Here is a 20,042-nt window from a genome sequence, read left to right as displayed (position 1 = left end):
CAAATGAATTCTTATGATTGTAAAATATGGGCTTATAGGTGTTGACAAAACTTTATTTTAAATTAAATTGGTACTGCATCACCAGTAATATCCATAATTAACTGGGAACCATATAGCATGGGGCATAACCACTTGTGGATGGCCCCATTTTCGTTGCATTTCTGGGCACATAGGCATACCACTCCTACCTCCTTGACAGCCGTTGACAAAACCAAACATGCCTGGATACATAGGTATGCCCCCGCCTTGACTTTGAGCCCTTTGCTGTTGTCCTTGGTTCCCTCCTTGACCCAATTGACCAAGAATATCTTGGGGGGTTGGCATACCTCCCTGGCCCTGACCTTCTTGCTGCTGTCCTTGATTCCCTCCTTGACCAAATTGGCCAAGAATATCTTGGGGGGTCGGCGTACCTCCCTGGTCCTGACCTTCTTGCTGCTGTCCTTCATTTCCTCCTTGACCAAATTGGCCAAGAATATCCTGGGGGGTTGGCATACCTTCCTGGTCCTGACCTCCTTGTTGCTGTCCTTCATTTTCGCCACCGCCCTGTTGCTCCTGACCACCTGATTGACCTTGACTATTGCCGCCTTGTCCTTGACCCTCGGCTTGAGGTTGTGAAGGATAACAAACTACAGGTTGTTGAGAACCATCAGACATATTTATTTGTCCTTCCAGACCCCCTTGATTTTGAGATCCCTCTTGTACGGGAAAACAAACCCATGATCCTTGCTGACGGTATGCTGAAAACGATTGATCATCATTAAAATAATTCATATCCATCCTCCTTCTCAGATACTGCCCATTTTATTCAAGCAGCACATATTTGGGTGCGAATTTCATAAATTGATTTCTTCGCCCAAAGATCGAAGAGGTGATTATTTTTCACTCTCTTCCTGTTCGTATTGCAGAGGTACTGACAGATCCGCACATAAACTGGGAAACAGTCTCTTTCTAATGTGGCCAAACCACAAGGAGAGATAAGATTGTCCCAAATGACCCTAAGTTCATTATCTAAGAAGCATCCAAGTGATTGACATATAATTCATGTGATTAAATCATTTATGAGATATCAAGCACAAACTGAGTTAGCTGGAGTGAAAAACGCGCCTGCAGTGAAGGGGAATAGGGCTATGATTTATTTTGAAGCTGATCTAGGTGCGTTTGTGAAAGGAAAGGAATTCAGCGCATTGAATATCACACGTTCCGGAGCAACAGGGATGTTGCTTGCCATCAATAATCGTGACCGCTGGTTCTCTCACGTTTCCTATGATCCTAAAGACAGTGACGCTTCTGTTAATTTTTCAAAAGATCAATGTCGCGAAATTATTCAAAAAGCGATCGATCTGCCAGATCTTCAAGTGAAAATTCTAAGTATAATCCTTTGGGAAGCTGAAGAAAAGGTTGCTAACTGTTTACAACAGGGGCGTGTATTCATAGGGGATGCTGAACGTCGTCCCGTCGCTGAATTGACCGTTTCACAGGCAGGAGGAATTGCAGATACAGAAGTGTTTTCGCCTATGAAAATAGGAAACCGTCTGGACGGACGAATGGAGACAACACTCTTTTCCGTAGCTTGATAAACATTCTGCCAACCTTTATTTTTATCAACAATATCGCCGTCCAATCCTTGATCGTGCGGTGGTGTAGCGGTATCCCCATCAATGATGGCTCGATCTGTAACGATAGCCAAACCGAAATCGTCACATCATTCATCGGAGATACCTTTTTCTTTGTCTGCTGGCGCTTCGATGATCAAGTCGCGCAGCCGACCGTGACATTGGAAAGGGTCTTTACCCACTTCTCAACAAAGAAAAAAGTCTAGCAAAATAAATTGAAAATGGCTCAAATCAGATACGTAATAACCAATAACATTCCATGAATAATAATGGATGGAGTTAAATCTCCATCCATTTTATTAAACAATCTGACACGTTTGCGGGATTGTCACAGCCCCTCCCATCCGTCTAATTATATGAAACTAGGCACACCCTTGGACAACCTGAGCGAAGGCTCTTATGGAACGAATGTATCATAGGTCTTTTTAATTCTCCACTTCGCTAAACCCTGCTTCTTTATATCCTTTTATGACCGATTTCATAGATTCACTCGTTTTATGACGACCGAAAACTTCACCTATGTCTGATAGGTCTGCTTTATTGTTATCATCCAGTCTAATATCTGTATACCCCTTTATAGCTATAAAATGAGTAACCTTGTTTGCGAGATCTTTCTTATTCTCATCATATACTTTTTCGGTTTTGGTAACAGAGTAGATGCCAATCAAAGTGCCGTCATGATCACTGACATCGCTTGTGCCTATTTTATCACTATTGTAATCATCATCCTTGTCCTCGCCGAATTGACGGTACATCCATTTTTCTAATTTGATTTTATGGCCTTCTAGCACCACCCCAGGGCTGTACTGCTTTTTTGCATCTTTTTCTGTCTGTTTCTGGATATCTTTTAAATTGGCAATATCGGATGCTTTTTCAGCAACGTTATATAAATCCTTCACCTTGACCGTTGGCTGAAAATCATCGGCCAGCACATAACCAAACCGTAGCATGTCATTCTTGGAATCTTCATCTTTTAAAATAATCTTGGCTTGTTCACCGTTTTTCAGCTTCCCGTCATTTTCAACCTCAAAATCAATCGTACTAAGCCCGGAATCGAGGTTATTGTAGACGTTTGCTTCTCCTCTGCCGTTTGCACCATTAAAATCAACATTCAGGTTGTTCTCCACATCTTCTGAGGTTAACTCCTTGGGTTCCTCCAAGCCTTTCACAGTGATTTCCTTTTGCCCACCTTTAATTTTCTTGGTTTCATCCTCATTAACGGATACCGTTACCTTCACTTTGTCTCCATTGGATAGTTCCCTTTTTTTATCCAGTTTGATTTTATAAGCATCCGATATTTGTCCCATTTCTTTCAGCGTTTCCCGATTGACAGAATCTGATTTGGAATCCATATCGAAAATGTCTTCAAACATTTTGCTTTCATCCATGTTGTATGTAGCGGAACCCGCTCCGGACATTCCTGAAAAAGATACATTCACATAATCTGTTGCATCCTTGGCCTGTCCACAAGCCGCCAAGAAAAATATTCCTGCCAACGAAATCAAAACAAACAGCCGTTTTTTAATAAAAACCCCTCCCAATGGCTTCTTTATCCTTCTCTAGCATTGCAATTCAAATGTAATTTGATTGCTTCACCTTTATACATTACCAGACACACCCCTATTATTGAAGGTTAAAAACAAAAAATATTGGCATTCTTTTACCACTATCAGCAGACTGTAAGACTCCCACTCCCAAATTTGGAGGTGAAACCAAAATAAGTGGGAGTCATCTGTATGGCAAAGGTCCGATTCTGTTACATTATCACTGTCCCCCCTTTTTTAATGGATTCCCTCCTCCTCCAAAACCTTTGATAATTTTTTTCCATCAACCACAAGATTTTGAACGACTTCATGAGCTTTGGAAGCAGGGTTTGCAACTCTACATTTAAAAAAACGATAATCCAAACCTACATACTGCCCAATTTTTATGAATTCATCTGACGTAGACGTAAATAACTGAATAATTTTTGTGCCCGGCTGGCAAAATATAATATTTGCCAGTCCTGCACCATTCGGGCTTATGATAACTTTGGCTGAAGAAAAAATATCGATCTGCTCCTGTACGGTTAAGGAGCTCAAAGTAATATGTTTAAATCCTTTTTGGGTCAAAATTTTCATGAGATTTGTTTCATTGGTAACCTTTCTCCACGAAGCATCTTTTCGGCTAACATAGATACGTTCAAAACCTGTTGCGCTTGTCTGGGATTTCAATGGAAGAAATGAGTCTCGGAGAAATTCAACTGTCCACTTAACACATGTCCCTGCGTTAAACGGGACGGATGGCAATACTAAATCGTCGGCTTTCAGATGCATTCCCGGGGTAAGCTGGATGATTTTATCTTCGGGGATTCCAAGCAATTTAACTGTTTCCCGATGAAATGGCAAAGTTAAAGGCGGCAGGACATATTTATCAATCTTAAAACCGCTGAGCTGCAGTAAATGATAACGTCCCAATGTATCGTGCAGCCAATGCCAGTAATTGGAGTGCCCAGCCCAGGCTAGAACACCCAAAGTGCCATGATGAGTGAGAGCGGAAGGAATTTTTTTTACTGCAACATTTTTAAAATATTTCCAATATAAATGAAAGACCATATCCTGTAAACACCTATTATCAGGTGTCAATGCATAGACCATGCCTTCTCCTTTTTCACACATCCATACACTCCCATTTTCTATCTTTGCTACATAAGATGCATCAAACGTATGATTCTCCCCAAATTGTGGTGGAGACACCCAATCGACCCATTGTGGCAGATCTCCTTTTGGCAATGCATATTGTACCGTTTCATTTGTATAAAATTCCTTATATACATCGGGTACATCTGTTGCTGGAGTTGTTTTTTCAATCCAATCCCTCGTATGAATACATATATCTTCCATAAATACATATCTCCTTTACAGCAATAAAGTAGCACCTTTGTGACCCATGCACTGCAGGTCGAGAACAAAATTAAACCTTTGTCATGCAGTTGCCCCCCCCGCTATCTTTTTTGGTTTCACCTCCAAACCTTAAAGTGGGGGCGTTACCGCTTGAGAGTATGATAAACGGCCTTGACCTATGCCCTGTTTTTGCACATAACTTAGAGTACTCCATAATATGTAGAAAAGTCATCAACAGTGTTAAACTACTGTCCAACTACACTACGGGCTAACGAGAAACTTCATGAAGCAGGGGTTTCCGACGTACAGGATGTGACGTTTTTAGCCTCCCCCCTCCCCGCTTAAAACAGTGGAACAGAAGTTGCGTTAAATCTTCAGTGAAAGTCGAAATTGTTTGATTTGATACTTGACTTGGCAGCCCCCGATTGGTTTGTAGTACCCACCAGCGCCACAGCAAATAGGATAAAATCCTTAGCATAAACACATCCCTACCTAATTTTATAGTGGATAAAACAGACATTGGCTGTCTGCCACGTAATAAACTGGAATGATTCAGACAAGGATTAGTTTATGTGCTCGTTAGCACACTTATTTGTACTTGAAAATGGCAAACAGCACATCTTAATATGCGGGCAGTAAATTGAAGAACTGCGCCACCACTTTCCCGTGCTCTGTAGTGTATCTGCGCATCCAACCATTTTATAGTAACTTTTAGGGGGGATATTTTCTTTCATTTCATTTTTGTGCCTTGAGAGCAGCGAAAGGAATGGTAATTAATATGAAAAATGTATTAGTAACCGGTGCAGGTGGATTTATCGGAAAAAATCTTATTGATAGGTTGCACAGAGAAAAAGAAGTTGTTGTCAAACAGTATCATCACGGGGATACCCTGTCACAGCTGTATCAACAATTAGACGAATCGGACGTCATCTATCATCTGGCGGGAGTGAACCGACCTCAACAGGATGAAGCTTTCGGGAGAGTTAATAGAGGGCTTACAGAACAAATCGTCAACTATTTAAGAAAGAAGCAAAAAAAACCAAAAATTGTTTTTTCTTCCTCTACACAAGCAGCATTTGATTCAGCTTATGGTTCAAGTAAAAAAGCTGCCGAAGACGTGCTGAAGCATTATAGTAATGAAACCGGTGCAGATGTACACATCTACCGGCTCCCAGGTGTTTTCGGAAAGTGGTGCAAACCACATTACAACTCAGTAGTTGCTACCTTTTGCTATGAAATCTCTCATGATAAAGAAATAGAAATCCATGATGCGAACAAAAACCTTGAACTTGTATATATTGATGATGTGGTAGACCATTTTGTGGATAGTCTCAAACAGAAAAAGACAAAAAAAACATGCTATTATCATATTAACCAGACATTTAATACAACAGTTGGAAATCTGGCTGATAAGCTCTATGAAATAAAAAACATGCGAAAATCACTGATTATACCTGACCTGTCCGACCGATTAACAAAATATTTGTATACGACCTACCTATCTTATTTAGACAAAGATAATTTTTCATATGATTTACCAGCACATCAAGACGAAAGAGGAAAGTTGATTGAATTAATCAAATCACATCAGGCCGGTCAAATCTTCATGTCAACATCACGAGAAGGGATTATAAGAGGCAACCATTATCACCATACAAAAGTAGAGAAATTTTGCGTGATTAAAGGTACAGCAAACATTCAATTAAGAAAGGTCGATTCCGATGAACTGATTACTTATACAGTCTCCGATCAAAATATCAAGATGGTGGATATACCTCCAGGGTTTACCCATTCCATTGAAAATGTAACAGATGATGACATAATTGTGCTATTTTGGGCCAATGAACTTTTTGATCCAAATAATCCTGATACCATTCCGTTGAAGGTTCAGCCAGACGAAGCTGATAAAAAGAAAGGATGATAACTGTGTCGACAGACAAGACATACAAAATTAAAGAGGACGATATTTGTCTTGTAGCCTATCCAAAATCGGGAAACAATTTCCTATTATTTCTCGTTGCCGTGTTATTATACCGAAAAAAAATAGATTGGGCCACGAAAGGTGAAATGATTCAAAATGCCTCAAAGGAACCAATCGAGAACTTACCTTCCCCACATCTCGTCTGGAGTCATGCGAGCTTCAATCCCACCTATCCAAAAGTAATATATTTGGTAAGGGATCCGAGGGATGTCGTTATTTCCTACTATTATCATTTTAAGAAGTATTATAATGATAATCGTGACTTTGACACATTTTTCCAAGCATTTACAGAAGGAAAGGTGGGGCAAGGATTGTGGAGCGCGGATATAGATAGCTGGCTTGATAACCAAGAAAAAGTTAAAAATGGTTTTCTGCTTATAAAATACGAGGACCTTCTTCAAAATACTGTTAAAGAAGCAAAAAGGATTATACGTTTTTTGAACTTAGACAGATCGGAACAAGAAATCAACGAAGCAGTGGAGTGGTCCTCTTTTGATAATATGAAGCAATTGGAACAGAGGCAGCAAATCCATTTAAACGGCGATACACAGTTTGTAAATAAAAACATGCCTTTTGTAAGAGAAGGAAAAGCAAATAAGTGGAAATCGGTTTTAAGTAAAGTACAGGAAGAGCAAATGAATCAAGCATTTCATAGAACGCTAACAAGGTTAGGATACAACTAAAGCATTCATTCTTAAGCCTTCTATTCATGGAAGGCATTTTTATTTAGGGGGCTCATAACCAATGCTAACGTTATTACTAATAGCTGCAGATACTTCTCGTTTTACAAATAATAATTATTACTATTTAGAAAGCGAATTAGCAAGCTTGACGAAACTAATCGTCTATCGAAAATCCGGAAACATAAACAAAATACTACGAAAAATCCCTGAAAAACCAGATTATATTTTAATCCTGAATGACGTAGGTAAAACATTTACTCCTGTAGTTACAGGGTTATCCGAGATCCGTATACCCGTAGGACTGATCGTTAACGATGCACACCGGCTTGTCGAGCAACGACGAAGGTACATCACGAAAAATCATATCAACACATTTTTTGTCATATGCCGCCATAATTTTTACCATTATTATCCTCAGCAAAGGCATGATCAGGTAAACTTGCTTCCTCAATTCGCCAACACTTCAATCTTTAGAGATTATGGTAGTGAAAAAACGATCGATTTCATGATGCTGGGAGAAGTTTCCCTTCCGCACATCTATCCATTAAGAGAAAAAATCTTACAGTATTATACGAATGACCCTAGATTTTTCAATCGCCCTCACCCAGGATGGAGGAATTTCACAACGGAACAGGCGGAAAAAACATTAATTGGTGAAAATTATGCCAAAACTATTAATCAGGCCAAACTATTTTTCGCATGCGGTTCTGTTCGGCAAGTTGTGACATTTAAATATTTTGAAGTGCCAGCATGTCACACACTACTGATGGCTCCTGCGTTACCGGAACTTAAAGAAATTGGCTTCATACCAGGCAAGCATTTTGTAGATATAAATGAAGAAAATTTTCCAGAAAAGGCAAATTACTATTTAAAAAATACGGCCGAGCGAGAAAAGATTACTGAAGAAGGATATCACTTCATTCATACGCATCATACAACCGCGCATCGGGCCAGACAATTAGTCCAGCAGATAAAAAGTTATTTATAAAACAGATATAACGGAGTGCAAAAGGTCGGCACAAGCCAAGAATAACTTAAATGCAGCTTGGTCAAAACCTAGTAGATTAAAACAATAAGCGTGATATCCCCACCATTTTGGTGGATACCACACTTAGGAGGCAGTAAAACGAATGAAAATTCTGGTTAATGGCAGTAAACTTGAAAAAGTATATATAGCCATACACAGCTCTCAAACAAAAAAATGACAAATATAGTTTCAGTGAAAAAAGTTGCGACCATCGGTTTTCGATGGTCGCAACTTTTTTCACTTTTGGCCAGCTATGTCTCAGCCTTATCTACTGTGCTAAAATAATATTTATGATGGGATAATATTTCCTTTCTTAAGAATCTGTTCTATCTCAACAGATGACATTAATTCATCATTCGATTGATAACGGTTAAAGGAGACCCTTGGTAACTTCTCATACTGTTTTTTTACGTTCTCTGAAGCATTATCAGGTAAAATGACATAATAATTGTCATCATATTTATACGTATTTCTGGATTCAGCATTGGATACCAACACCTCGTGAAGTTTCTCGCCTGGACGTATGCCAACCTCATTGATGACAATATCTCTTGTCGCAAAATGTTTTTCCATAACGCCAATTAGATCAACAATCCGGCAAGCTTTCATTTTCATGACAAACGTTTCCCCGCCGATTGCTTGTTCCGATGCGTGTATTAGTAGATCAATGGCTTGAGAAACTGTCAGGAAGAACCGGGTCATTTCCGAGGAGGTAAGGGGAACTGTATGATGGGCGGCAATTTGTTCTTTAAAAAACGGGATCACGCTGCCATTTGTTCCAATAACATTGCCACCACGGATACAGACAAAACGTGTATGATTGCTTAATTGATTGGCCTGAACAATCAATTTTTCACCGATTGCTTTTGTAAGCCCATAAAAATTGATTGGTTCGACAGCTTTATCTGTCGAAACATCAATGACCTTTTTAACCTTTTGACTTAAACTTGCTTTGATAATATTCTCCGTTCCATGTACATTGGTTTTTAACGCCTCTGAAGGCTGATCCTCACAGATTGGTACATGCTTGAGTGCCGAAAGATGGAATATATAATCCACATTTTTTGCCGCTTCGTTCACCGCTTCAAAATCCCTTACATCACCAATTACAAAGTTTAAATTAGTATGATCAGAGAATATTCGTTTCATTTTCACCTGAGCAAATTCATTCCGTGAAAAAATCCTTATTTCCTTTGGTTGAAATAGCAGTAGTTTTTTAACGAGTTCATATCCCCAGGAACCTGTCCCTCCGGTAATCAATATTATCGTATTTTTAAACACATTTAAACAACTCCCTCCAGTAATAAAGCCTATTGTTTATATCATCAGAAAGTAGATACATCTTAAGCGCAGCTGATGATTTGGATGACAGGAATGCTTCTCAATTAGGTTCTCGAATCTGTCCGTTCAGACCCTATTTGATAACCGACATCATTTTTCTAATAGGTTATACTTCAATTTATGAAAAAAATAGTAGACTGTACATGATATACGTTTAAGTGAAGGCAAAAGGGGCTGCTGCTGTAAGTCCAAGCAGCATCGTCTGATACCGAGATGGTCAGACACGCAAATGATGAAGGATATGGAAAGAATAATGTGGAAAAATGCTAACATAAAATCTAAAGACGCTTCACCAAAAACCAGCCATTCTTCAAATTCTCCCGGTTATAATAAAATCGCTCATGATCCTCATACCGCAGCATAGTTCCGCCGGCAGCTTCAACAATCGCCTGTCCTGCTGCAGTATCCCATTCCATCGTGGGGGCATATCGCGGATAGTAGCCAGCTACACCCTCAGCCACAAGACAGAATTTCAAAGAACTTCCGGCTGATATCACATCAACTTCATAGTCCCTTCGCAGCTCACCAATGAATGCTTCCGTTTCTTTTGACATATGCGAGCGGCTCGTGACTACATGAATGATGTCATCCGAGCCAACGACTGGCAGCCGTGTGCTTTGCCTAATCAATGCTTGATCATCAGCTACAGCCGCACGTGAGGCTTCTTCTAATTTAAATGATCCCAGCCCCGGCTTTCCGAAGTAAAATGTATCCAGCACCGGAGCATAAATGACACCCATTACGGGATAACCTGCTTCAATCAAGGCAATGTTCACTGTAAACTCGCCATTTCGTCTGATGAACTCTTTCGTGCCGTCCAGCGGGTCTACCAAGAAAAACATCGACCAATTCTTGCGCTTAACATACGGAATCTCTTCACCTTCCTCACTTAAAATCGGGACCTTGCTATACGCCTCACGAAGTCCTTTGACAATCATCTGCTGGGAACGCCGGTCAGCTTCTGTCAGAGGGGAGTCGTCCGCTTTCGTTTCAACCAAAAAATCCTGATCATAAACATCTAAAATTTCCCGACCGGCGTCTGTTACTATATCCAACATCACTTTAAAGCTCACATCCATCATTATTTCAGGTACCCTTTCGTTATCAAATAGGATAGAATCGTTTGAACGGATGCTTCAATGCTCTGTATATCCGTATTCACCGTAATCTCCGGTGCCACTGGTGCTTCATATGGTGCATCAATTCCGGTAAAACCTTTCATCTCTCCCGCGCGCACTTTTTTATAAAGGCCTTTAGGATCACGAGATTCGCATGTTTCTAGACTGGCGTTGACAAACACTTCAATAAATTCATCTTCATCAAGCAGTTCGCGTATTTCGTCTCGATCTTCACGGTATGGTGAAATGAATGCGGACAAGGTAAACAATCCGGCTTCAACCATTAGCTTGGATACCTCCCCGATGCGCCGGATGTTTTCTTTTCGATCTGCAGGACTGAAACCAAGATTTTTATTCAGACCGTAGCGGATATTATCCCCATCCAAACGAAATGTCCGAACTCCCCTATTGTACAGTTCTTTTTCCAGTTCAACCGAAATAGTCGATTTGCCGGAACCGGACAAACCGGTAAACCAGACCACCGCACTCTTATGCTGATTCAAAATTCTCCGCTGTTCCTTTGTTACCTTGGAATGATGCCATTTTATATTTTCTGACTTAGCCATCAGTGCTTCCTCCTAAAACCATACATAGTAAATAATCAAAACAGACGTCACCATTACTATTAAACTGAGTGGAAATCCAACTTTTACGTAGTCCGTAAACTTGTAGCCGCCAGGACCATACACGATTAAATTCGTCTGGTAACCGATTGGGGTGATAAAACTTGCCGATGCAGCTATCGCAATCAAGACAGCAATGCCTCTTGGATCAACAGCGAGCCTCTGTGCGATTTCAATTCCGATCGGCAGCATAATGACAGCTGCTGCGCTATTGGTGACAATCTCCGTAAATACATTCGTCAAGAGATAAATTAAAAATAAAATCACTAATAAACCCAACGGTTCGCCAAAACTTAACAGGGCAGACGCAATCCATTCTGCAAGACCTGTTTTCATCATAGCGGTGCCAATTCCAAGCGAACTGGCAATCAGCAATAAAACATTGAAATGAACATATTTCTTGGCTTCCTGGGGAGTAATAATTTTTGCTGTTAAAAGGATTAAGACAGCCAATGCCATCGCCTTAAACATATCGAGCCACCCAAATGTTACTGTCACAATCGTCGCGAGCAACAGAAGGATGGAAAACCATCCTTTTTTTGTGCTCTGGTGCAAGGTAATCGGTATACCCAGTGATGACACAACAAAAAAGTCATTTGATTGCTGGTATTTTTCAACAAAGTCACTGCCAGCCACAAGTAATAACGAGTCCCCTGGTTTTAAAACAATATCCCCAACCTTACTCCGGATCCGTTCATTATTCCGATGCACCGCAATAACACCCGCATCATAACGTGATCGGAATTTCGACTGTTTAATTGACTTGGATAAAAATGACGCCTGGTCTGACACAACGGCATCCACTAAATTGGTCGATCCATCTTTCAAATCATGAAGGGTAATGTTCGTCCCTGTTTCCAGCTCCAAACCTTTTATTTTTTGCAAATCGGCAATCGTTGAAATCAAGCCAGTGAAAATCAACCGATCGCCAGCATGAATCACCGTTGTTGATCTAACCGGTGAAATACGTTCCTTACCACGGATAATCTCAATCAAATAAAGTCCTTTCAATTCACGTAGGCCAGCTTGCTTGACACTTCTATCAAGGTTTGCGAAATCCTGTGTCACTTGCATTTCAGCGATATATTCTTTAGAGTCTTCCTTCATCTTCTCACCGAAGCCTTTGTTATCCGGTAACAGTTTATACCCAATTGTAAATAAATAAATGAGCCCGATCAGTGCAACCGGTACACCAACGACAGTGAGTGTAAATAACGAAAATCCTTCCAGTCCGAAGTCCAGCAGCAATCCATGAACGACGAGATTCGTGGATGTTCCCATCAATGTGATCATCCCACCCAAAATTGTGGCAAAAGATAATGGAATCAAAAACTTAGAAGGAGCGATCCCCCGGGTTTCGCACCATTTTTTTATCATGGGGGTAAACGTTACGACGATCGGCGTATTGTTTAAAAAAGCCGAGAACGCTGATATCGGTACAAAAAAACGGATCATCGTACCTGTGTGGGTACGGCTGTTTTGAAGCCATTTTTCCAGCCATTGGTCAATAAAACCACTCTTATGGACAGCGCCGGCAATGATGAACATCAACGCGACCGTCAGCATTCCTTCATTGGAAAAACCGCTCAGTGCTTCATCGACCGTCAGAATACCAGACAGCAGCAATATAACCAGCACTGAAAAAACAATCATATCTGGCCGGGCCACCTCAAAAATCAACGCCGCAAACATAGTTAACAGTAAAATCAAAACAAATATCATTGCAGGCGACATGGCATAGTTATATCTCCTTTTCGTGAATTAGATCTACCCTTTTCAAACCGCTTTGCTTTGCTTAATTTCCTTGCATCCCTTTAATGAGTACATCTGCTACCTCCGGGCGGGAAAATTCCTTTGGTGGACGTTTACCATCGCGGAGCAGTTCACGTACTTTTGTGCCGCTTAAGTGAACATGATTTTCCTTACTATGTGGACACGTTTTTGCGGATGCCATATTTTCACAAATTTTGCAGTAAAACGCATGCTCAAATTTAAAAATCTGAATGCCAAGCTCTTCCTCATATTGTGCTATTAGCTCTTGAGCATCATAGGTCCCATAGTAATCACCTACACCAGCATGATCACGTCCAACAATGAAATGTGTGCAGCCATAGTTTTTTCTGACAATCGCATGCAGAATCGCCTCTTTTGGCCCAGCATAGCGCATGGCTGCCGGATAGATGACAAGTCGAACACGATCTTGAACATAGTAGTTTTTTAAAATAGTTTCATAGCTTTCCATCCGGATTTCCGCGGGGATATCATCGGATTTCGTTTCACCAACGAGCGGATTCAGCAGGAGGCCATCCACAGACTCGAGTGCTGTTTTTTGAATGTGCTCATGCGCACGATGAACCGGGTTGCGTGTCTGAAAACCAACAATTGTTTTCCATCCTAGTTCCTCAAACATCCTTCGTGTTTCCACAGGATCTTTATAATACGCTGCAAACTGACTATGGTCGGGACGGTTGAGCAACGTAATCTTGCCGCCAAGGTATATATTTCCTTTCTCATAGACTTTTTTCACACCTGGATGCGCCACGTCAGTCGTGCCATAAATATGCTGTGCTTCCTTTTTTTTATCATATGCGTATTTCTCGGCCAAGGTAATCGTCCCATAAATGATGCCATCCTTACCTTTAAGTGCAATTTGTTCACCAAGGTGAAATTCTTTAGCTTGTTTTTCAGTTACTGGCAGCGTAATCGGAATACTCCAGATCACGCCATTTGCAAGACGGGTATGTTGCACAACATTCTCATAATCAGCTTGCATCATGAATCCTGTCAACGGACTAAAGCCTCCTGTCCCAATCAGCTCCAAATCAGAAATCACCCAGGAACTAGCCGTTATAAATGGAAGCTTTTGAGCATTTTTGATCGCTTCATCTCTTTTTTCACCAGTAAATTCGCAGTTGATCAGCTTTCCTCCATGTGGTTGATTGACCATACAATCCCCCCTTAAATTTTGTTTTCCATACACTACCCTATTAAGAATTAAGAAATAGTAAAATGTGTAGCAACTTTAGTCTCTATTTCTTGTTCTTAACATGCACTGCTTATGGCTTGTTTTAGCCCTTTGTCTTTCTAACAAAAAATTTGTTGCTTACGCATTATATCTCTTATCCTTCTAGCGGTTTACTACATCAATATTCATCCGATGATGAAGTGATATCAATCATCGTCTAATTCAATTAACATTTAGACACCTATTTTTTTCCTTTATGAAATAACAGTCAGTTTGACAAGTTGATACTAGTTATCTATCTTCAGTCTAAGGCATTGGTGGATTTACAATACTTCTTAATAAAAGCCCTTCCCGTTGGACAGCAACGGAATATAGTAAATAGAGAAAGATCATTATATTACAGAAAGGATGAATACTAATTGGCACTAACTACTCGTCAGCGGGAACTGCTAAATGTTCTTAACCAATTGTCACAAGGCATTACTAGCAGCGGGCTTAGTAACGACTTTTCCTTGAACTTACCAGGCTTAAATGTCGATTTTGATGTCGATATTGGAAGGAGTTCAGGCGGAGGCACCACCCCAACTCCTCCTAGAACCATGCGCGAACTATTAATGAGCCTATTAAACGAACAGGTACAGATTACCACCCCTTTTGATACCGTTACAGGAACACTAATTGCAGTTAAAAATGATTACGTAGTATTGGTAGAAGGTAACGGTGAGCAAACCTTGGTCCGCATAGATAAAATCGAATTTGTCAGTGAAATGTAAGGGAGGGTCTATAAAATGTTTCAGAATACACTTGCTGCTGAATTAGCCAATAGGGCTGGTTCGAGAGTTGAGGTTGCAACTGATAACAATCTCATTGATGGCATACTTTCAACCGTAACCCCAGAATTAGTACTTGTGATCGAAATCAGTAGTGGCTATGGAAACACCAAAGTATATATTTCCTTAGCTGCCATCAATTTTGTTCGTTTCCCCGTAGCAGCAGCCTAACCTTTTGACCACTCATGTGGCTGGGGCAAAACCTGGTAAATGAAAACAATAAGCGTGGTATCCTCGCCATTTAGGCGGATACCACGCTTATTTATATTTTAAAATAATGTTAGAAGTAAAAAAGGACACCTTCTGAAATAAGAGTTACCACACATCAAAGTTGCCCCTACGTTTATACATGTGAATCAAGTCGTTTTGCCTTTAGGTTTTGAAATAAAGGTACAGAAAAACGATATTGTCATTACTGTAAATGGCTTTAGTTGCAAGCATTCCGAAAGAGGCGGCCGCATTTTTTTTACGTGAAACGGATTGCCCAGCCTATCAATCGTTTTCGTGTCGATCCTGAAGTGAAAGAGCTTTTTGGGCCAATGTTTTGTCCAGTTTCGTTGCCAGCTTGCCAAACGCCAATAGATTGATGAAGAAGTAATTTTCTTCGGTATTAATTGAATTACATTTTTTAAATCTTTATCCATCATACACAACTATCTCTGAGAAGCCCTCAGCAATACTAGCTAATAAGAGGCCCACAATTTATAATTTGCTTTTCTCTATTTCCTACGACTACTATGTTTAATTGTTAATAAGTCAGTACCCTACTCTAGCCTCTTCTCTCTTTGCTGGATCCGGTTTCATTAGATACTTAAGACCCTTATTGAACAAGGTATTGGAGAGATATTGCCCAAAAAATAGACTGGACCCTGATATTGGATCCAGCCTGAATTGTATTGATTGGTATTAAAAAACCATTTGGCTTACCTAATTTTTTTCTGCTTCTTTACCCCGGTTCCTTTCTGCTTTAGGAAAAACTTTTAGCACTAGAAAGAAGAAAGTAACAGGGAGATCAAATTCATGTAACTTTAAAATAAAGTTTGATCAAAAACGTTCGACAAATCCATATTTTACGGTAAAAGAAAAGAATCCATTTTGAAAAAAGATTGATCAAAATGGGTTCTTTTCTTTTTGAATGAACATTCCTTTTTATAAAAAAGTTTAATTAAAACTCACATAGAATCCTTTAATCGAAAAGGAATAAAACGGTGCAACTTTTTTGTAAACGGTATAACTTTCTTTAAAACGGTACATCTTTTTTATAAACGGTACGACTTTATTTCAAATCCACAATTGTGTAGGTATTGACGGGAATAAATCATCTTTGGAGATTCTTGAACAAAAATTAAAGTTGCCAAGGTGGAACCCTTGGACCTATTCAAATTTCTACAAAAGCTGTGCAAAAATATGGAACGGTCCAATTAATAGATGTTTATGGGGGCAACTATAATGTGTTTCCATTGGGTTGAGTTAGGAATATCAATCTGAGAATGGGACTGGCATCAGTCATACATTTTATGCCTGAATTTTTTGAAAAAATAACGAATAACGAGTTTGACCCACATACAAAGTGGCCCTTGGATAAGCAAGTCATGGTTATCAAATGTTTAATAATCGTGAGGACGACTGTATAAAAGTCGTTTTAAAACCGTTATCCTATTAGTTTAAATGGATGAATTGAAAGTTAGCATAATTGCGAACCCTAAGCGAAATGTTGAATGGACTTCCACACTGTGTATAGAAGTCTTTTTGTCTGTTATTATTTAGATTATTGGATAATTCAGCTCGTAACTTGGGTAGCAATAATATGGTGGTCTCAGTCCTATTTTTGGCATGGGCCAGGAATCCTCCATATAGACCATCCTTACTTTTTCATTTGAATGGTTTACTAGCAATAGCTTTACTTCTGGATTAAATTCATATCTCAAAATGGTAACCCCCTTCCATTAGGAACGTGTGGATTCTCCCCCATCAACATGAAGAACTTGACCAGTAACAAAACGAGAATCATCAGAAGCAAGATAGACAAAGGTTGGTGCGAGTTCAAATGGATGGGCAACTCGTTCCATTGGATTAAATGCTCCATATACAGCGACTTGGTCTGACGAGAAACTTGCTGAAATAAGTGGGGTCCAAATTCGGCCGGGGGCGACGGCATTGACTCGGATCCCTTGTTTCACGACATTTTTAGCCAAGGCACGTGTCCAACCAACTATTGCGCCTTTTGTGGCCGTATAATCAATCATTTGCTGCTCACCTACATACGTCACCACTGAAGAAGTGCCAATGATTGAGCTGCCTGGTTTTAAATGAGGAAGCGCTGCCCTTGTTGTGTAAAAATGAGAGTATATATTAACTTTGAAGGTGTCATCGAATTGCTCATCTGTAATGTCAAGCAGACTTAGTTGTTGGAATTGGATACCAACGTGGTTACAAAGAATATCGAGACGTCCAAACGTATTTACTGTTTGTTCTACAATGGAGATACACTGTTGTTTGTCTCGCAAGTCCCCAGGCATTAGAAAACAACGTTGTCCGAGTTGTTCAATCCTCGTTTTTGTTCTATTTGCATCCTCATGTTCATCTAAGTATGAAATAGCAACATCTGCGCCTTCTTTAGCAAACGCAATTGCTACTGCTGCACCAATACCACTGTCCCCCCCTGTAATAAGTGCTACTTTTCCTGTTAACTTTTCACTCCCTTTATAGTTCGGGTTTTCGATAATTGGAAGGGGTACCATAAATTTTTCCACTCCGGGATGGCGCAGCTGGCGCTGTTCAGGTAAACTTATCGGAATTTCTTCGTAACGTGTGATTTTCCCATAGTTAGGGTACATGGGATAAGGTTGAGTTTTCATGTTCGCTTTAAACATTTGTTGCATTTGCTTTATTTGGTCTAATTGACGACTTTGATCCTTTTGATCCATGGAAACCTCCTATAGAAATAATTTTCTTCTATAGAATGTTTATGTTGTTCACTACAAATAAATTAAAAAAGTTTGAAAAAAGTGGTTTACTTTCAACACAGAAGCTTATTCTTCCTCAAAAGAGACACCTTTTTTCTTTATTGAACTGACCTTTAGGACAAGGAGCTTTACTCAATATTCTACCCCTTTAACGGATCAACTTATTTTTACTTAACAGTTCTTTAATCCCGGCTACCTCAAGAATAGTACCTAAAAAAATAGGTCAACCAGAAAAAACCGGCTAACCACATAATACGATTTGACCCTATTGCTGAATAACAAAAAATACGTTTTGTTGTTCCACAAATTCTTAATATCATGAAGTAATTCTGTAGAGATGTTCAGTTTCCATTAACCAATCTCGGCGAGCAACGAGAGTTCTAAATGTGATAAAGTCGCTCTTTTTGCATCCTCTTTCAATTGATTCCATGGACTGTTTGTAGAACCTTCTGATACCTCGAAAAGTTGATTCACGCTCTCTTTTTGATTTTCATTAAGTAAGTTATGATAAATCATACGATAAGACCTTTTTCGAACATCATTGGCTGCATCTTTTAAAGTATTGTAGATGGGAAGTTCATATTTTTGATGTATTAGCTCTTCAATTGCTACATTGACTAGGTCAGCAGGTTCGTCTTTACTGTATGCGAGTTTATTCATTGTATCTATCAATTACTTTTTGACCTTCTTGGCTAAATGGTCGAATAAAAAGACTTCTATACAAAGTATGAAGTCTTTTTGGAAAGAGAAGAGGATTACGGTTTTAAAACGACTTTTATACATTCATCCTCACGATTATTAAAAATTCGATAACCATGACTTGCTTCTTCAAGGGACATCTTGTGTGTGATAATATCTCTTGGGTCAAATTCGTTATTTGTTATTTTTTTAAACAATTCTGGCATAAAATGAATGACTGGAGCCTGTCCCATTTTAAGATTAATATTTCTAATCCAAAATGCACCTAATGGAAATAGATTATAGTTACCCCCGTAAACACCAGTCATTTGCACTGTCCCATACTTTCGGACAGCTTTAGTAGAAATTTGAATAGGTCCAAGGGTTCCGCCCTGCAGTTTGAATTTTTGTTCCAGAAACTCTAGGGGTGATTTCTTTCCGTCCATACCTACACAATCGATGACGACATCTGCCCCACCATGTGTGATCTCTTTTAAATGTTCGCCCATATCAGGGTATTTTGTGAACTCAAATACCTCAACATTGTTCATCTTTTTCGCATGATTGATCCGGTAATCCAAGTAATCAACTGCTATTACACGCTTTGCACCTTCCATCCAGGCAAATTTTTGTACCATCAACCCAACAGGTCCGCATCCAAGAACAATAACTGTATCGCCTGATTTTACACCTGCATTTTTTACACTCCAATAAGCTGTTGGCAGAACATCCGATAAAAAGAGCAGTGACTCATCCTCCAATTCGCATGACTCCGGGATAACAAAGGGAGTGAAGTTTCCAAAAGGGACTTTTAAATATTCAGCCTGACCACCCGGATGGTTACCGAACTTCTCAGTATAACCAAAGTATCCGCCAGAATCATAATGAGGGTTTGAGTTATCACATTGGCTTTCCATTTCATGTTGGCAATAAAAGCAATGTCCACATGAAACATTAAAGGGAACGACAACACGGTCTCCCTTTTTTACTTTTGTGACTTCAGGTCCAACTTCTTCCACAATACCCATTGGTTCGTGGCCAATAATATATCCTGGGGGTAATGGCATGTTACCTTGATATAAATGCAAATCAGATCCGCAAATAGCAGTAGAAGTAATCTTAACTATAATATCGTCTTTTTTTTCTAATTTTGCATCCTCTACTTGATTAACCTGTACATGATTTGGTCCTTGATAAGTTACAGCCTTCATAAATGCACCCTCCTATTTCTAATACTGTTAACACTCTTAACTATTGTTAACAAAGAAAGTAAATAATATACTTAGTCACTCTTAGCGTAATTGTTTTATGTAAGTTAAAGAAGTCGCACCGTTT

At 39.6% G+C, this 20,042-nt stretch carries 17 protein-coding genes and 1 pseudogene; 7 read left to right on the top strand and 11 right to left on the bottom strand.

The window, feature by feature from the left end:
* Window positions 1-78 precede the first annotated feature (78 nt).
* Entirely contained in the window at window positions 79-771 is a 693-nt protein-coding gene (locus ACFSMW_RS11635; RefSeq protein ID WP_390355805.1) for a hypothetical protein, read from the bottom strand.
* Between the two features lie 287 nt (window positions 772-1,058).
* On the opposite strand from ACFSMW_RS11635, the gene ACFSMW_RS11630 reads away from it, so the two are divergent.
* On the top strand, window positions 1,059-1,574 hold the full coding sequence (locus ACFSMW_RS11630; RefSeq protein ID WP_390355803.1) for an FAD-dependent monooxygenase: 516 nt from the start codon (window positions 1,059-1,061) through the stop codon (window positions 1,572-1,574).
* A 464-nt stretch (window positions 1,575-2,038) separates the two neighbouring features.
* On the opposite strand, the gene ACFSMW_RS11625 is transcribed toward ACFSMW_RS11630, so the two are convergent.
* Both ACFSMW_RS11625 and ACFSMW_RS11620 read right to left on the bottom strand, forming a co-directional pair.
* Window positions 2,039-3,154 (bottom strand): hypothetical protein, encoded by a 1,116-nt coding sequence (locus ACFSMW_RS11625; protein ID WP_390355802.1) that lies wholly within the window; start codon window positions 3,152-3,154, stop codon window positions 2,039-2,041.
* A 240-nt stretch (window positions 3,155-3,394) separates the two neighbouring features.
* Window positions 3,395-4,495 (bottom strand): glycosyltransferase family 61 protein, encoded by a 1,101-nt coding sequence (locus ACFSMW_RS11620; protein ID WP_390355800.1) that lies wholly within the window; start codon window positions 4,493-4,495, stop codon window positions 3,395-3,397.
* 778 nt (window positions 4,496-5,273) lie between these two features.
* Here ACFSMW_RS11620 and ACFSMW_RS11615 point away from each other — a divergent pair.
* From ACFSMW_RS11615 to ACFSMW_RS11605, 3 genes are all read left to right on the top strand, one after another.
* Window positions 5,274-6,416 carry a polysaccharide biosynthesis C-terminal domain-containing protein gene (locus ACFSMW_RS11615; protein ID WP_390355798.1) on the top strand — a complete coding sequence of 381 codons (1,143 nt, stop codon included), beginning with the start codon at window positions 5,274-5,276 and terminating at the stop codon, window positions 6,414-6,416.
* A 5-nt stretch (window positions 6,417-6,421) separates the two neighbouring features.
* A complete protein-coding gene (locus ACFSMW_RS11610) occupies window positions 6,422-7,159 on the top strand; it encodes a sulfotransferase domain-containing protein (protein WP_390355796.1) in 738 nt (245 codons plus the stop codon).
* A 61-nt stretch (window positions 7,160-7,220) separates the two neighbouring features.
* On the top strand, window positions 7,221-8,147 hold the full coding sequence (locus tag ACFSMW_RS11605; protein ID WP_390355795.1) for a glycosyltransferase: 927 nt from the start codon (window positions 7,221-7,223) through the stop codon (window positions 8,145-8,147).
* A gap of 327 nt (window positions 8,148-8,474) precedes the next feature.
* On the opposite strand, the gene ACFSMW_RS11600 is transcribed toward ACFSMW_RS11605, so the two are convergent.
* The 5 genes from ACFSMW_RS11600 to sat form a co-directional block, all read right to left on the bottom strand.
* Window positions 8,475-9,467 (bottom strand): polysaccharide biosynthesis protein, encoded by a 993-nt coding sequence (locus ACFSMW_RS11600; protein ID WP_390355793.1) that lies wholly within the window; start codon window positions 9,465-9,467, stop codon window positions 8,475-8,477.
* 338 nt (window positions 9,468-9,805) lie between these two features.
* A complete protein-coding gene (gene cysQ, locus ACFSMW_RS11595) occupies window positions 9,806-10,609 on the bottom strand; it encodes a 3'(2'),5'-bisphosphate nucleotidase CysQ (RefSeq protein ID WP_390355791.1) in 804 nt (267 codons plus the stop codon).
* Window positions 10,609-11,211, bottom strand: coding sequence for an adenylyl-sulfate kinase (gene cysC / locus ACFSMW_RS11590; protein WP_390355790.1), 603 nt, complete (start codon window positions 11,209-11,211; stop codon window positions 10,609-10,611). The genes cysQ and cysC overlap by 1 nt, the downstream gene beginning before the upstream one ends.
* Before the next feature lie 12 nt (window positions 11,212-11,223).
* Complete coding sequence (locus ACFSMW_RS11585; RefSeq protein ID WP_390355788.1) at window positions 11,224-13,002, bottom strand: SLC13 family permease; 1,779 nt, start codon at window positions 13,000-13,002, stop codon at window positions 11,224-11,226.
* 61 nt (window positions 13,003-13,063) lie between these two features.
* Entirely contained in the window at window positions 13,064-14,215 is a 1,152-nt protein-coding gene (sat, locus tag ACFSMW_RS11580; protein WP_390355786.1) for a sulfate adenylyltransferase, read from the bottom strand.
* A 437-nt stretch (window positions 14,216-14,652) separates the two neighbouring features.
* Here sat and ACFSMW_RS11575 point away from each other — a divergent pair, with 437 nt between their 5' ends.
* The 3 genes and pseudogenes from ACFSMW_RS11575 to ACFSMW_RS11565 form a co-directional block, all read left to right on the top strand.
* A complete protein-coding gene (locus ACFSMW_RS11575; protein WP_390355784.1) occupies window positions 14,653-15,006 on the top strand; it encodes a DUF2642 domain-containing protein in 354 nt (117 codons plus the stop codon).
* 15 nt (window positions 15,007-15,021) lie between these two features.
* Window positions 15,022-15,234 carry a hypothetical protein gene (locus tag ACFSMW_RS11570; RefSeq protein ID WP_390355783.1) on the top strand — a complete coding sequence of 71 codons (213 nt, stop codon included), beginning with the start codon at window positions 15,022-15,024 and terminating at the stop codon, window positions 15,232-15,234.
* Window positions 15,235-16,354: 1,120 nt separating this feature from the next.
* Window positions 16,355-16,726 (top strand): annotated as a pseudogene (locus ACFSMW_RS11565) (glutathione-dependent formaldehyde dehydrogenase); the annotation flags it as partial.
* Window positions 16,727-17,009: 283 nt separating this feature from the next.
* Here ACFSMW_RS11565 and ACFSMW_RS11560 read toward each other — a convergent pair.
* The 3 genes from ACFSMW_RS11560 to ACFSMW_RS11550 all read right to left on the bottom strand — a co-directional run bounded on the left by ACFSMW_RS11560 (window position 17,010) and on the right by ACFSMW_RS11550 (window position 19,918).
* On the bottom strand, window positions 17,010-17,990 hold the full coding sequence (locus tag ACFSMW_RS11560) for an SDR family oxidoreductase (RefSeq protein ID WP_390355781.1): 981 nt from the start codon (window positions 17,988-17,990) through the stop codon (window positions 17,010-17,012).
* Window positions 17,991-18,380: 390 nt separating this feature from the next.
* On the bottom strand, window positions 18,381-18,701 hold the full coding sequence (locus ACFSMW_RS11555; protein WP_016201446.1) for a DUF4158 domain-containing protein: 321 nt from the start codon (window positions 18,699-18,701) through the stop codon (window positions 18,381-18,383).
* 83 nt (window positions 18,702-18,784) lie between these two features.
* Window positions 18,785-19,918, bottom strand: coding sequence for a zinc-dependent alcohol dehydrogenase (locus ACFSMW_RS11550; protein ID WP_000649059.1), 1,134 nt, complete (start codon window positions 19,916-19,918; stop codon window positions 18,785-18,787).
* Window positions 19,919-20,042: the final 124 nt, after the last annotated feature.

The sequence above is a fragment of the Tigheibacillus halophilus genome (assembly GCF_042683165.1).
In the GTDB taxonomy this organism is placed as follows: domain Bacteria; phylum Bacillota; class Bacilli; order Bacillales; family Amphibacillaceae; genus Tigheibacillus; species Tigheibacillus halophilus.
Note: the sequence above shows the minus strand (reverse complement) of the source record. Positions and strands in the feature narration are given on the sequence as shown.